This window comes from Dermacoccus sp. Tok2021 (genome assembly GCF_019895135.1).
Taxonomy (GTDB): domain Bacteria; phylum Actinomycetota; class Actinomycetes; order Actinomycetales; family Dermatophilaceae; genus Dermacoccus; species Dermacoccus abyssi.
In genome coordinates this window covers 61,261-75,200 of the sequence record NZ_JAGTHU010000005.1, presented here as the reverse complement: position 1 = coordinate 75,200, position 13,940 = coordinate 61,261, and the positions used below count along the sequence as shown (strand labels likewise).

Annotated in this window: 14 protein-coding genes; 6 read left to right on the top strand and 8 right to left on the bottom strand. The window is 68.1% G+C overall.

From position 1 onward, the window contains the following. The first annotated feature begins 57 nt into the window (after window positions 1–57). Window positions 58–435, top strand: a complete 378-nt coding sequence (locus K9D12_RS04750) for a DUF6394 family protein (protein ID WP_047310957.1) — start codon at window positions 58–60, stop codon at window positions 433–435. Window positions 436–448: 13 nt separating this feature from the next. Beyond that, entirely contained in the window at window positions 449–2,176 is a 1,728-nt protein-coding gene (locus tag K9D12_RS04745; protein ID WP_129665921.1) for an NAD-binding protein, read from the top strand. Here the strand turns inward: K9D12_RS04745 and K9D12_RS04740 are convergent. Continuing rightward, window positions 2,158–2,781, bottom strand: a complete 624-nt coding sequence (locus K9D12_RS04740; RefSeq protein ID WP_129665919.1) for a GNAT family N-acetyltransferase — start codon at window positions 2,779–2,781, stop codon at window positions 2,158–2,160. The genes K9D12_RS04745 and K9D12_RS04740 overlap by 19 nt on opposite strands. Before the next feature lie 32 nt (window positions 2,782–2,813). Then, the gene (locus K9D12_RS04735; protein WP_047310955.1) at window positions 2,814–3,203 is read right to left on the bottom strand and encodes a VOC family protein; all 390 of its coding nucleotides are present in this window, start codon (window positions 3,201–3,203) and stop codon (window positions 2,814–2,816) included. 138 nt (window positions 3,204–3,341) lie between these two features. Between K9D12_RS04735 and K9D12_RS04730 the strand changes: the two genes are divergently transcribed. From K9D12_RS04730 to K9D12_RS04720, 3 genes are all read left to right on the top strand, one after another. Continuing rightward, window positions 3,342–3,770, top strand: a complete 429-nt coding sequence (locus K9D12_RS04730) for a hypothetical protein (protein WP_129665917.1) — start codon at window positions 3,342–3,344, stop codon at window positions 3,768–3,770. A gap of 110 nt (window positions 3,771–3,880) precedes the next feature. Next, window positions 3,881–6,151 carry a hypothetical protein gene (locus K9D12_RS04725; RefSeq protein ID WP_129665915.1) on the top strand — a complete coding sequence of 757 codons (2,271 nt, stop codon included), beginning with the start codon at window positions 3,881–3,883 and terminating at the stop codon, window positions 6,149–6,151. A gap of 580 nt (window positions 6,152–6,731) precedes the next feature. After that, window positions 6,732–7,778, top strand: coding sequence for a GH25 family lysozyme (locus K9D12_RS04720; RefSeq protein ID WP_240730213.1), 1,047 nt, complete (start codon window positions 6,732–6,734; stop codon window positions 7,776–7,778). A 50-nt stretch (window positions 7,779–7,828) separates the two neighbouring features. Here the strand turns inward: K9D12_RS04720 and K9D12_RS04715 are convergent, their stop codons facing one another. The 4 genes from K9D12_RS04715 to K9D12_RS04700 form a co-directional block, all read right to left on the bottom strand. Beyond that, window positions 7,829–8,773, bottom strand: a complete 945-nt coding sequence (locus K9D12_RS04715) for an AAA family ATPase (protein WP_129665913.1) — start codon at window positions 8,771–8,773, stop codon at window positions 7,829–7,831. 26 nt (window positions 8,774–8,799) lie between these two features. Next, window positions 8,800–9,399, bottom strand: coding sequence for a TIGR00730 family Rossman fold protein (locus K9D12_RS04710; RefSeq protein WP_129665911.1), 600 nt, complete (start codon window positions 9,397–9,399; stop codon window positions 8,800–8,802). 66 nt (window positions 9,400–9,465) lie between these two features. Beyond that, window positions 9,466–9,987, bottom strand: coding sequence for a DUF1697 domain-containing protein (locus K9D12_RS04705; RefSeq protein WP_129665909.1), 522 nt, complete (start codon window positions 9,985–9,987; stop codon window positions 9,466–9,468). Window positions 9,988–10,056: 69 nt separating this feature from the next. After that, on the bottom strand, window positions 10,057–11,592 hold the full coding sequence (locus K9D12_RS04700) for an amino acid permease (RefSeq protein WP_223059610.1): 1,536 nt from the start codon (window positions 11,590–11,592) through the stop codon (window positions 10,057–10,059). Here K9D12_RS04700 and K9D12_RS04695 point away from each other — a divergent pair. Continuing rightward, complete coding sequence (locus tag K9D12_RS04695) at window positions 11,591–11,833, top strand: hypothetical protein (RefSeq protein ID WP_129665905.1); 243 nt, start codon at window positions 11,591–11,593, stop codon at window positions 11,831–11,833. The two genes, K9D12_RS04700 and K9D12_RS04695, sit on opposite strands and share 2 nt — an antisense overlap. A gap of 3 nt (window positions 11,834–11,836) precedes the next feature. Here the strand turns inward: K9D12_RS04695 and K9D12_RS04690 are convergent, their stop codons facing one another. Both K9D12_RS04690 and K9D12_RS04685 read right to left on the bottom strand, forming a co-directional pair. Then, the gene (locus K9D12_RS04690; protein ID WP_129665902.1) at window positions 11,837–12,526 is read right to left on the bottom strand and encodes an HAD family hydrolase; all 690 of its coding nucleotides are present in this window, start codon (window positions 12,524–12,526) and stop codon (window positions 11,837–11,839) included. 62 nt (window positions 12,527–12,588) lie between these two features. Continuing rightward, window positions 12,589–13,851, bottom strand: coding sequence for a hypothetical protein (locus K9D12_RS04685; protein ID WP_223059609.1), 1,263 nt, complete (start codon window positions 13,849–13,851; stop codon window positions 12,589–12,591). Window positions 13,852–13,940 lie beyond the last annotated feature (89 nt).

Here is a 13,940-nt window from a genome sequence, read left to right as displayed (position 1 = left end):
CCTTCCCATCGGCACCGCGATGGAGGGCGGACCGTTCGACGCCGTACGCTTTCACGCATGAACCTCGAAAAAGTCGTCTTCGGCTTCTTCGTGCTGCTGGCCGCCACGATGAACTTCGGTTACTTCATCGGCGACATGAGCGACCCGAAGCTGCACAACATCAACGAGCTGTATGTGGCGATCTTCGTCAACCTCATCGCGCTCGTGCTCAAGTTCGGTGACCGCACGCAAATCGGCGCTATCCACCTCGCCACGTCCCTCGTGGCTGTGCTCCAACTCGTCTCCGCGGCAGCGTTCTACGTTCTCGCCGGCGGATACGAGAACGACCCCGGCACCACCTCCAGCATCGTCTCGCTCTCCGGCGGCGCCCTGCTGGCGAACATCGTGAGCGTCGTGCTGCTCGTGTCCGAGACCATCTCCTACCGCCGACGCTGAATCCCTGCGCCCCATGAGCGCGATGCTCGCCTTCTTCGCCCGCCACAGCCACCGCCACCGCACCCGGCTGCGGCGGCCCGTGCGCATCCCCGACGAGGCACCGTCGACCGACGCGATCTTCATCGTCATCCGCCGGATGCGTTCGCCGCTCGTGTTCATCACGACGGTGTTCGCCATCTCCGTGCTGGGGCTGTCGATCATCCCGGGCAAGGACGCGAACGGAAACGCGACGCACCTGTCGCCGTTCGAGGCGTTCTACTTCATCTCCTACACCGCCTCGACGATCGGCTTCGGCGAGATCGTGCCCTTCACCACCGCCCAACGGATGTGGGTGACGGTCTGCATCTTCATGACGGTCGTCGGCTGGGCGTACGCCATCGGTACGTTGCTGTCGCTGCTTCAATCGGCGAGCTTCCAGGACGCCGTCGCGATGCAGCGCTTCCGCCGCAAGGTCAAGCGCATCCGCGAGCCGTTCCTCATCGTCTGCGGGTACGGCCAGGCCGGGCGTCAGGTCTGCCGCGAACTCGACGAGGCGGGGCGGCGCTTCGTCGTCATCGACCGCAGCGAGGACCGCATCCAGCGGATCGCCACGGACGAGTTGCAGAGCGACGTCCCTGCGCTCGAGGCCGACGCGAGCCTGCCCAGCGTGCTCGGCATGGCAGGGCTCGCCAATCTGCACTGCGAGGGCGTGCTGGCCCTCACCGACGACGACACCGACAACCTCGCCGTCGTCATGGCGACGACGTTGCTGCGCCCCGGCACGAGCGTCATCGCACGCTGCATGGACCGCGTCGTCGAGGAACGCATGGATGACTTCGCGCCGAACGCCGTCATCAACCCGAGCGACCGGTACGGCGCCTACCTCGTTCTCGCGCTGCAGCGCCCTGCCACGTACGCCCTCGTGAAGTGGCTCATGGACCCGCGCGACGACGAGATGCCCAAGCCGTTCCTGCCCCAACCCGGCGGCAGCTGGGTGGTGTGCGCCGACGGTGAGTTCTCCGAGGAGGTGACGAGCGATCTCGAACGGGCCGGCATGAACGTCACCGTCGCCGACCCCAAGGACGGCCACCCCGATGTCTCGCGGGCCAACGGATTCGTCGTCGGAACGGACAACGACACGACCAACCTCGCGCTCGCCGAGCACGCCAAGATCGCTCGCTCCGACCTCTTCGTCGCCGTCCGCCAGCAGTCGGACGCACGCGCCTCGCTCGTGAGCGCCCTCGCCATCGACTCCGTCTTCACGCCCACCGAACTCGTCGCCCAGGAGAGCCTCGCGCGCGTCGTCACGCCGCTGTTCTGGAGCTTCGTCGAGTACGCAGTCCAGCAGCCCAACGAGTTCGCCGAGGGGATCATCGCGCGCCTCACGGCGCACTGCGGCCATACCGGCAAGGAGCGGATGCTCGTCGACCTGTCGGCCCAGGGCTCACCCGCACTGCACCGCTGGCTGCTCCACGACGAACTCACCGTCGGGCAGATCCTCAAGAGCCCCGACGGCCGCGACGAGCACCTCCCGCTCGTACCGCTCGTCCTCGTCCGCAACGGCGAGCACATCTTCGCTCCCGACGAGTCGACGACCGTGACGACCGACGACCACCTGCTCGTCGTCGGTCACCGCTCGGGGCTGCTCGCGCTGCACGAAACGCAGTACTCGGACGCTGCGGCGGAGTACATCGCGACCGGCGCCCACGTGCCGGAGACGTGGCTGTGGCGCAAGCTCAAGCGTCACCGCCCCGCGGCCTGACCGCCTTCCCACTCACGGCGCAGAAGCGAGTAGAGGCACGCGTCGACGAACTTGCCGTCGATGATGCCGTCGTCGACGAAGTAGCCCTCCTGACGAAAACCGTTGCGTTCGAGCACGGTGCGCGACGCGACGTTGTCGGCGAACACATCGGCCTGAATGCGATGCACGTGCGGCTCGGCGAACAGGTGGGCGACGAGTGCTCCGACGAGTTCGGTGCCCAGGCCGCGCCCCGCCACGTGCGGTGACATCGCGTAGTGGATTCGCGCAACGAGGCTGTCGGTGGGTGCGTCGTTCTGCGTCCAGGCGCGTGCCACCTTGAAGCCGCAGTCGCCGACGACCGCCGCGTCATCGTCCTGAGCGAACGCCTCGACGACGAGCTGGACCTCGCGTTCGACGTCGTTGGCCAAGGTGGTGCGGGCCATCCGGAGCCGCAGCCTGGCCTCGAGCTGGGCGGGCGTAAGCGCACCGTGGCTGAGGTAGGCGCAGACCTCGGGCTGGGCGCGAATTGCCGCAGCCGCCGCGACGTCGTCGCTCGTCATCGGGCGCAGACGGAGGCGCGGCGTCTCGACGGGTGTGTTCGACACGAAACTCGGCAGCGTGCTCATGGCGTCACTGTGCCACGAGCGGCCCAAGCGTTTCAGCCCTGAGCTACGCCACAGCGCTCCGCGTCCGCGGTGAGGACGCAGAACTCGTTGCCCTCCGGGTCGGCGAGCACTGCCCAGCCCTCGTCAGGCTGACGTAGATCGTCGACCATCGTGGCGCCGTGGGCGAGCAGACGCTCAACCTCCTCGTCACGCGTGGTGTCGACCGGGCGAACGCACACGTGCATGCGGTTCTTGACCTGCTTCGGTTCGGGCACCTTGAGAAACACGAGGTCTCGCCCCACGGGGCCGGCCAACCAGGCCTCCTCGTCGGTCCACTCGTCCTGCTCGTCGGCCTCGAAGTCGTCGACCACGTCGGCCCACCACAGGGCCAAGGCCCGCGGGTCGGCACAGTCAATGCAGAAGTTCGCTGTTCTCGTCGTCATGAATCGAGACTGCCACGGCCCGGTGACAACCGCGGCGTTCCGCCGAGCCGCGTTCGACCGCGCGCCTCACCCGCGACGGCGCCGTCACCCGCGGCGGCTATGGTGAGCGCAGTATTTACCCCGTCAGAAAGGCACCCCATGTCTCTGTCCGAGAAGCTCCTCGCCCCCGCCGTGCGCCCCGCTGTCTCCGCCGACCTCGCGGCCACGATCGACACCGAGGTCTCGAACAAGCGCGGCCTCTCCGGCGCCGCCATCAAGACGGGCTACGCCGCCGCCAAGAAGAAGGCCGACGTGCCGAAGGTGCTCAACGAGAACCTCGAGCAGATCACCGCCATCTTCGACCCGTACTGGGAGCAGTTCGGCGGCCAGGGCGACTTCGGCGCCTACCTCGCCGGCCGCGGCGACGAGGTGACCGCCGACATCCTCAAGGTTGCCGACGCCCGCGCTCAGGCCACGAGCCGCGACCAGATCTCGAAGGTCTACGGCAGCATGCGCGGCAAGGCCGCCGACCTCATCAAGGAATCGCTGCCCGCCATCGGCGCCACACTGCAGAAGCACGCCGGCTGAATCAATCACTTCTGCCCCGAGCGTCCACCGTGACACGGTGGACGCTCGGGTGCGTTCGGGGTGACGGCGTGCCTCGCGGAATGCCGCCATGACGCGCTTTATGCTGCGGTGTGCATGTGAACTCCCCCGGCTCGTCCCTCTCTCTTCGCCGTCTCGAGGCCTCCGACGCCGTCGGTGCATTCACGTTCCTCGCCGGCGCTTTCGCCGTCAACCGAGCCGGCGTCGCCTGGCCCGACATCGCGCGTCTCGTCTTCGCGTACGGCCTCACCGTCCTCGGCCCCGGGCTCGTCATCACGCGGCGCTTCCCGACGCTCACACGGGTGGGACGGCTGAGTGTTGCCTTCACCGCCGGCCTTGCCGCGCAACTTCTCGGGTGGGCCGTCGGTGTCGCCACCGGACAGACCTGGCTGGTCCTCGTAACGCCCGCGCTGTTCGCGGGCCTGTGGGAACTCGCGTTCCGCCGCTTCGCGCCCGCACCTCGCACCCAGGAAACTGCCGAGGCGCCCCGCAGCCGCTGGTGGGCCGTCGGCGCACTCCTCGTCAGTAGCGCCGTCGCCCTGCATTCCCTGGCACTCACCCTGTGGCGCATCACGCCTCTCGACCACCACCTGCGCTGGTACCAGGACATGGAGTGGCACGTCGCGATCTCGGCACTCGCCATGCATCAGGTGCCGCCGACCGATCCCCAGTCAGCTGCCGAAGGACCCTTGTCCTACCACTGGTTCAGCAACGCCCACGGCGCGGCACTGAGCCTTGCGAGCGGGGTCGACATCGACGCGGTCTCCGTCGTCGCGTGGTTCCTGCCCGTGGGGTTGGCGACGCTCGGCCTCGCCTACGAGATGGGTCTTGCCCTTTCTCGTTCGGCCCTCGTCGCGGCCCTGGCTCCGCTGCTCATCGCCGTCCCACCCGTCGCGCTGTTCAGCGAGGTCATCGACACCGGCTCGACGTTCGCGCTCATCTGGGTCAGCCCTTCGCACCTTTTCAGCCTGCCCCTGTGCCTGTTGCTCACCTGGGTCGTCATCATCATCCTGCGAACGCCTCGCGTCCCGGTGCCGACGGCGGCGCTGGCTCTCCTGCTCGCTCTCATGGGCCCGGGTACGAAGGTGTCGATCCTGCCGACGCTCATGGGCGGTCTCGGCATCGTCACCGTGCACGCGCTGTGGCGCCGGCGCGGTGTCGTCCGGCCCATCGTGCTCGGCGCCGTCGGCGGAGCCATCGTGCTCGGGACAGCACCTCTCTTCGCCGGCGGCGGGGGCGGTTCGATCTTCCTGCTCGGTGCCACCGCCCGCCAGCTGCGGCCGTGGAGAGAACTTCAGAAGATGGGGCGCGAGCCGGGTTTCGACGTGCTCGCTCTGTTCGTCGTGGCGTTGCTCGCGACCTACGCAGCCATCCTCTTCGTGGCGGCGATCGACGACGTCGTGGCGCGCTCGATGTTCATCGGTATGTTCCTGGTAGCCGTGGCGGCCATGTTCGCGCTCGCTCACCCCTCCCTGTCGCAGGTCTACTTCATGCGCGGGCTGCAGCCCGTGTCGGCGGTCTTCATCGCCTGGGGGTTCGTCGCGTTGGTCAACGGGGCACGCAGACGCTCCGACACGCGGGCGGTGGCCCTGGCCGCTGGAGTCATCGGCGGCGCCTCGTTCGGTGTGGCCCTCGTGTGGCAACGCACGTCCGTCTACGAGCACCTCGCGCCGCTTCAGATGTCGCGTATGGCCCCGATCGCCGGTGTTGTCCTCCTGCTCGCCCTCGTGAGCATCGTGTTGCTCGCGCGCCGCAAGCGGCACCCGCGGGCCGCACTCGCACTGGGGGCTTCCGTTCTCGGCTACAGCCTGGCTGCCCCCGTCCTTGCCACTGCGTACACGATGACCCCCGAATACGCCCCGGTGGTCAAGCCCGCCAATCCGCCGACCGCCACCTCTCCACTCACCGAGGACGAACTCGAGGCGGGTCGCGCCCTTGCGCAGGCGAACCCGGAGTCGTCACTCGTGGCGACCAACGTGCACTGTGCGGCCGTCGTGACCGTCGATCACTGCGATGCACGGGGTTTCTGGGTGTCGGCCATCACGCGTTCGCCGGTCGACATCGGGGCCTGGGCCTACAGTTCCAGCGCCCGGATCCGGAACGGTGTGGGCGGTTACCGCTACATGTACCAGCCGTACTACGACACGACGGCGTTCGCCCAGAACGAGCGAGCGTTCTCGGCTCCGGATCGTCAGGTGCTCGACGCTCTCGCCGCACGCGGGGTGCGCTACCTCTACGCCGACTCCCGCGCGTCGAGGGTCTCGCCGGAGTTGGCCGACCTCACGACCACGATCTTCAGTTCGCCCACGGTCTCCGTCTACGAACTGCGCCCGCCCTCGAAGGCCGCCAGTAGCGCGAGCTGAGCCACCGAAGGGCCCGAAGGGTCGGGCGAGGTGCCTGGCCACCCATTCGGTCTGCCTACCGACTGTCGCGCTACGGTCTCGATCACATCGCGCCTCGATAACGATTCAAACCGTTGGGTCTCTTTGGGCGCACGCGATCCCTACCGTCGAATCCGCAGCCTTCCCACTGCGATTCACGTGGGCGACGGATCTCTTCCCCCGCCCCTGACGAGGAAGCCTCTCACCGTGCCGTCATTCTGACGTTCCGTCGTGCCCGCCACCGCGAGCCTCGGTCTGCTCGTCCCCGCCGAAGCGCCCGCACAGGCCGCTGCCAACTACACCTTCCGTCACGGGCTGTACCAGCAGTCGCACTCGAGCACGCTGGCCGCCTGCGAGGAGGCCCGCACGTCAGCCATCTCCACGATCAAGAAATACAAGGGCACGAGCATCAAGGCCGGCGCCTGCCACCGCATCGACGCCGGTACGGGTGCCGGCCGTCAGACCGGCTACCTCTACGACGTGAGGTACAACCGGGCGCGTACCATCTGGAACGGGGACACCAAGCTGGGCGTCGCTCATCGCCGGTGCGCACTCGTTCAAGGTGAACGGTTCCTACTCCACGAAGGCCGAAGTCGAAACCGTCGAGAAGGCGCGGGTCGCCTCGCTCCAGGCACGAACCTTCGGCGCGAAGGTGACGTGGCGTTCCGGCGTGACGCTCAACGCGGTGACGAAGAAGTGGCAGTACGAGATCGACTACAACTCTCGCGTGCCGCTGTTCTCCGGCCACATCGAGATCTCGCAGAAGCCGAACGTGACCTCCCCCTCGCTCGGTGTCGTCAAGCCCATCCCGACCAACCCGACCACCGATGCCACCACCGGCGGAACCACCGTCGTCACGCCCCCGAGCGGCGACGTGACGCCGAGCGAGCCGACCAGCGTCGCAGGCATCGACATCAGCGGCCATACGGTCCTGTCCGACTGGGCCGGGTGGAAGGAAGCCGGGGTGGCCTTCCTCTACACCAAGGCCACCGAGGGCGACTACTACAAGAACCCCAAGTTCGCCTCGCAGTACACCGGCGCGTACGACAACGGCATCATCCGCGGTGCCTACCACTTCGCGAATCCCTCGTCCGCCACCGGAGCGCAGCAGGCCGACTTCTTCGTGTCGAACGGCGGTGGGTGGTCGAACGACGGCAAGACCCTGCCCGGGGCCCTCGACATGGAGTGGAACCCCTACGGCTCCATGTGTTTCGACATGACCCAGACGCAGATGCGCACGTGGATCAACGACTTCGTCACCCAGTACCGCACGCGTACCGGCGTGAACCCGATGATCTACACCGCCTCGATCTGGTGGAACCGCTGCGTCGGCACCGATGCGAGTGCCGCAGGTTCGAACGGGACGCTCCCGCAGACCGGAACGACGCAGCAGGCCGTCGTCGTCAAGGATTCCGTTCTCGCCCAGAACCCGTTGTGGCTCGCGCGCTACAGCAGTTCGGTCGGCCCGCTGCCGACCATGTGGTCGTCACAGAACCGCAAGCACGCGATCTGGCAGAACGCCGCGCTGGATGCGAAGGGCTACGACACGAACATCTTCAACGGCTCGCTGACGCAGCTGCGTGCCTACGCGACCACCGGCAAGCTCTGATCCCCGCGTGAGCGGCGCCCGGGCCTTCGCTCGGGCGCCGCTCGCCTGCGTCAGGACTCGAGGAACGAAGCCGGATCGTTCATGAAGTGACGCCACTGCCGCACGAGCCCGGCGTCGTCGTGATCGACCTCGCGGAAGCCCCGATCGTCGAGTTCGATGATGGTGGCGCCTGGCAGCGCCGCGAGGATCGGTGAATGGGTGGCGAGCAGGATCTGGTGCCTGCCCGTGCCCATGAGCGCGGTGAGGTGACGCAGGAGGCGCAGTTGGTTGTCGAACGACAAGGCTGACTCCGGCTCATCGAGCACGTAGAGGCCGGGCCGCTTCGGCTTGAACCTCAGTTCCACGAGCGCGACGAACGACTCGCCGTGGCTGAGCTGGTGGAAGAGCGGCTCTTCGGGATCATTGCCCGGGTTGTCCTCGAGGTAACTGAAGAACGAGTGCATCGTCTCGGCGCGCAGGAAGTAGCCGCCCTTGCCCGCACCGGCGTTGCGCACGATGTGCAGCTGATCACCGAGACCGGCCTCGGTGTTGCGCGTGCGGTGCCTGCTGCCCGTCGAACCGCCCTCGGGCGCAAGGCCGTAGGCCATGGCGATGCCCTCGGCGAGCGTCGACTTGCCGCTGCCGTTCTCGCCGAGCAGCACCGTTGCGGGGCCGGGCGTGAACCCCTCGAGCAGGAACTGACGGACGGCGGGGATGCCCTCCCACCAGTGGTAGCCGGGTTCGAGCGGCGCTTCGGACTCGTCCTCTTCGGGCTCCTCCAGCGACAACCACTGACGTTGGAAGTCGGTGAGGCCGTCGTCGGGTTCGGCGGCCTGCTCGGCCGCTGCCGGCTCGGGCGTCCCGGCGGTCTCGGGTGAGTCGTCGGCTTCTTCGCCGGGCCACTCGCCGACCTCATCGTCCTCGAGCGAGTGCGCGATGAGCCGCTCGCGGACCTCGGGCCAGGCCTCGATGGTGCGCACGGGAAGGCGCGAGCGCACCCACTCCTCGTCACTCATGAGACCCCTCCTTGAGGCGACCGTGCTCAGAAACCGGGGCGCAGTTCTTGGCCGGTCACCGTGCATCGCGCGGCGAGGGCGTCGAGGGCCCGCTCGATGGTCGGCTCGACGACGGCGTCGTCGATGACGCTGCCGCGCACGAACCCTGCGTCACTGATGCCCCGCAGCGCGTCGAGCAGCGGCCGCCAGAAACCGTCGACGTCGAGGAAGCCGACGGGCTTCGAGTGGTAACCGATGGTGCGCCAGGTCCACACCTCGAAGATCTCCTCGAGCGTGCCGAGGCCGCCGGGCAGGGCGAGGAAGGCGTCGGCCCGCTCGGCCATGCCTGCCTTGCGGGTGTGCATCGTGTCGACCTCGTGGAACTCGGTGAGGTCCACGCGGCCCCACTCGCGCTCGACCATGAGCGTCGGGATGAAACCGACGACCTCGCCGCCGGCATCGAGAGCGCCCTGGCTCACAGCACCCATGAGCCCGCCGCCACCGGCGCCGTAGACGAGCACGAGATCGCGCTCGGCGATGACACGCCCCGCCTCGTAGGCAACGTCCATGAGGGCAGGGTCGTTACCCGGCGTCGAACCGCAGAAGACGGCGACGCTGCGAAGCGGCGAAGGGGGTGACGTCGACATGCGGCACACCCTAACGGGCACCGGTGACAGCGCTCGATCGCCTCGCGGTGGAGGATTACGCGAACCTCAGTCGGCGGGCAGCATCTTCTCCAGCGTGTTGAGGTTTCGCGTGGTCGTCGTCGCCTTGTACTCCCGCTTCGTGAGCAGCTTCGCCACGGGCGTCGAGGTCGTCGAGCCCTTGAGACAACGCCAGTAGAGGTCTTCCCCGAACGCCGCGACGTGCTCGTCGGTGGGCGCCGCATCGATCGCAGCCTGGGCTGCCTCGAAGGCACTGCCACCGCCCAGCACGATGTAGCGGTGGTGGGCCTCGTCGGGCGTGAACGGCCAGCTCTCGACGAGCTCGCGCAGCGACTCGGCGTCACGCACGAGCACGTACGCCTCGTAGTCGAACGCGTCCCCGATGGCCTGCTCGGCCACCTGCTTGAGCTCCTCGGCACTGCCGTCGAAGTCGAGGCGGACGTTGCCCGTGGCGAGCCACGTCATCACGTCGCGGCACCCCGCGTCGGCGAGCACCTTCCGCAACTCGGGCATCGGCACGCGAATGCCGCCGACGTTGATGCCGCGCAGGAACATGACGTAGGTGCTCATGGGTCGAGTCTGCCCCGTCGCACCGGACTGTGGGGCGCCGTGCCGCCGTCAGTCGTCAGTCGTCAGTCGTCAGACCGAATCGGAGGTCTCGGCGATGCCCTCCTCGGCGGCCTCGACGATCTCGCGGTCGCTACCGCCGCTGAACCCGTGACGCACGAACGACGCCACGAGGACGACGGCGGCCACGGCGAGGCTGAACCACAGGTTCTGGCTCTGCTCCGAGTCGAACGCCATCATGACGAGCACGAGGACGATGAACGCGATCGTCGCGTACGTGAGGCCCGGAAAAAGCCACATGCGAACCCGCACGGCCACGCCCGCGGCGTCCATCGCGCGACGCGAGCGCAACTGCGTGAACGAGATGCACAGGTACACGAAGAGCGCCGCGCAGCCGGCCGTCGACAGGAGGTAGCCGAAGATCTTGTCCGGCAGGACGTAGTTGAGTCCGACGCAGACGAAGCCGACGACGACGCTCGCGAGGATCGCCGCGACAGGAACGCCTCGGCTGTTCGTCCGTCCGAACGCGCCGGGAGCGTCACCGCGTTGGCCGAGGCTGAACGCCATGCGGCTCGCAGTGTAGAGCGCTGAGTTGAGGCAGCTCGCGACGGCGGTGAGGATCGCGAGGTCGAGGACCGTCGTCAGTTGCCCGAGGCCGATCGTCTCGAGGGTGAACTGGTACGAACCAACCTCTGCGAGCTGCGGGCTGCGCCAGTTGACGAGAGCCACGACGACGAAGATCGAGCCCAGGTAGAAGATCGAGATGCGCCAGATGACGCTGTTGACCGCGCGGCGAATGCCGCTGACGGGGTTCTTCGACTCGGCCGCGGCGATCGTCACGATCTCCGTGCCGAGGTAGGTGGTGGTCGTCGTGAGCATGGCGGCGAAGATGCCGCCGAGGCCGTCGCCGAAGAAGCCGTTGGCCGTGAGGCCGGAAAGGCCCGAGACGTCACTCGTCGGCAGCAGGCCGAGGATCGCGAGGAGGCCGACGGCGATGAACGCGATGATGACGACAACCTTGACGAGGGCGAACCAGAACTCGAACTCGCCGTAGTTGCCGACGCTCACGAGGTTGGTGGCCGTGAGGATCGCCGTGATGAGGAAGGCGAAGACCCACTGTGGCCAGTCGATCCAGTTCGTCAGGATCGTCGCCCCGGCCGTTGCCTCGACGGGGATGATGAGCGCCCAGGCCCACCAGTAGAGCCATCCGATGGAGAAGCCCGCCCACTTGCCGAGCGCGCGGTCCGCGTAGACGCTGAACGACCCGGTGTCGGGGTTGACCGTGGCCATCTCGCCCAGCATCCGCATGACGAGGACGACGACGAGACCTGCAGCCGCGTAGCTGATGATGGCGGCGGGCCCGGCCAGTTTGATCGCGTTCGCCGACCCGACGAACAGGCCCGCGCCGATGACGCCGGCGATGGAGATCATCGTGACGTGACGCGGCTTGAGGCCGGATTCGAGGTGGTCGGCGCCCGGCTCGGTGCTCGTCGCGGGCCCCTCCGGGGGCAACGCACACGTGCGCACAGGCTCGTCGTGGCGGGTGTCGTTCTGCTGCTCTGGACTCGGTGACGAACTGCGTTCGTCACCGCCTTCGTGAGTCGACATGGCGTCCACCTTCCTCCTCAGCGGCGGTGAACACCACTCGAACGCCACGATCGGCTCACGTCGTGACGGCGTGCGGCGTCAGCTCGGGCAGGGGGCGCCCTCGCAGCACGGGCGGATCCAGCCGCAGCCGTCGCAGCGTTCGTGGGAGGTTTCCCAGCGCATCATCGTTCCGCAGTTGGGGCAGGGTTCGGTGAGGTCGGCCATGCGTCACACCATGCCACGCACCGGTGACGGCCCGTGAGCCTCAGGCGAGTTCGTCGATCCACGCACCGACGCGCAGGTCGGTGACGGCGTCGTACACGGCCACCGCGCCCGCGTCCTTCAGCTCTGCGGCGGAGAAACCGCCGGTGCGGACGGCGACGCAGAGCATGCCCGGCTGCGGCACGCGACCGGCCGATTCGGCGTCCCAGGTGGCGTCACCGACGAGCACACCGCGTCGGCCACCGGCCTCCTCGAGTGCCGCGACGAGGATGTCCGGCTCCGGTTTGCTGTTGTCCGCGTCGTCGGAGGAGGTGACGGCGTCGACGTCGTCCCGCGTGAGCCCGAGCTTCTCGAGCGCGGCGTCCGTGAACTCACTCTTACCCGAGCTCGCGAGCGCCACCTTGTAGCCCTTCTCCTGCACGGCCCGCACGGCGTCGGCCGCGCCGTCGAAGGCCCGCACGTCTGGCAGCATCTGGCGGTACTCGCCCTCCCACGCGGTGCGCAGTTCGTCGCCGAGGCGCTCCTCGACGTCGTCGCCGACGACGCTCGGCACGAGCTGGTCGCCGCCCATGCCCACGGCGCGGTGGATGCGCCACATCGGCGGGTGGAGGTAGTGCTGCGCGAAGGCGCGGGACCACGCGACGGCGTGGTGGTAGGTGGAATCGATCAGCGTGCCGTCGACGTCGAACAGGACGGTGTCGATGGCCTCCGCGGCCTCATCGTGCGTACTCATGCGATCAGCCAACCGCCCTTCGGGTCGCCCGGCAAGGCAGGGCGCCCGAAGGGGTGACGGCGTCAGTCGCGCAGAGCCGCGAGGGCCGCGGCGCCACCGGAGACGAGCGAGAAGAAGATGACGAACACGAGGCCCCAGCCCACCGACGCGACGTCACTGACATTGCCGTAGTCGATGAGCCCGACGATGAAGGAGATCGCAGCGGCGACCACGATGCCCCACAGGAACTTCGCCGGAACCTTGCCGAGAAGGTGCGCGACGCCGAGGCCGATGATGGCGAGCGACAGCAGCAGGACGATGACGCCGTCGCCGTTCATGCCCGAGACCGAGCTGCCCCACACGCTGGCCCACGGGCCGAGGCATCCGATGATGACGAAGAACTGCGCCGCGAGGGAGGCGAGCAGGCCGACGCGCCCGATGCGCAGCGACCCGTCCGGGTTCTTCACCTGCAGGGCTGCGGCAGCACCCTGGCCGCCGGCACCGAACGGGCTGTTCGCGTTATTCGCGTCACCGCCCTGCCAGGCGTTGTTCTGGCCGTACTGTCCGTTGTGGCCGGGCTGACCGTACTGGTGGCCCTGCCCGCTCTGACCCGGGAAGCCGTACTGGTTCTGGCCGTACTGACCGCCGCCCTGCGGGGCGGAGTCGTACTGGTTCTGATGGGTCGAGAAGCCCTGGCCGATCGACGAGTTCGCACCCTGGGAGTTCTGGCCGTACTGCGCGTTCTCGGTCTGGTTGGGCTGACCGTACTGGCCACCCTGCGGCGTCGAACCGTAGGAGTTCTGACCGTACTGACCACTCGACGGCGGGGCGGAGTCGTACCGGTTCTGGTTGCTCTGCGGGCTCGACGAGCCGTAGCCCGCATCGCCTTGGGACGCCGAGCCGTACTGGGGCGAGCCGTACTGGTTCTGTCCGTTCGAGAAGCCCTGACCGATCGACGAGTTGTTCTGCCCGTACTGCTGGCCCTGAGCGTTGGCGCCGTAGGGAGACTGGCCGTACTGTCCACCCTGCTGCTGCCCGTTCTGGCCACCCGCCGCGGGAGCCGAACCGTACTGAGCCTGGTCACCGGCATTCTGGGTGCCCGACTCGTTGGGAGCGGTGAAGGCCCGCGTGCGGTCCTCCGAGGAGTCGTTCTGTCCCGTCGCGCCGGTGTTCTGGGCGCCTGACTCGTTGGGAGCGGTGAACGCGCGGGTGCGCTCTTCGGACGAGTCGTGCGGGGCCTCGGCGTTGTTGCTCCCCTGAGCCGGCGAGGCACCCCACTGACGCGTCGCGTCGTCCTCCTGCCCGGGCGTGCCCTGCTCGCGCTTGGTCCAGTCGTTGTCGCTCATGACGCTCCCCCGTCGGTGGTGCTCGGTCGGTCCGATGCCGCGAGAATATCCGCTCCGCCCCCGCTACGGAGCGGTTCGGCCCACACGCG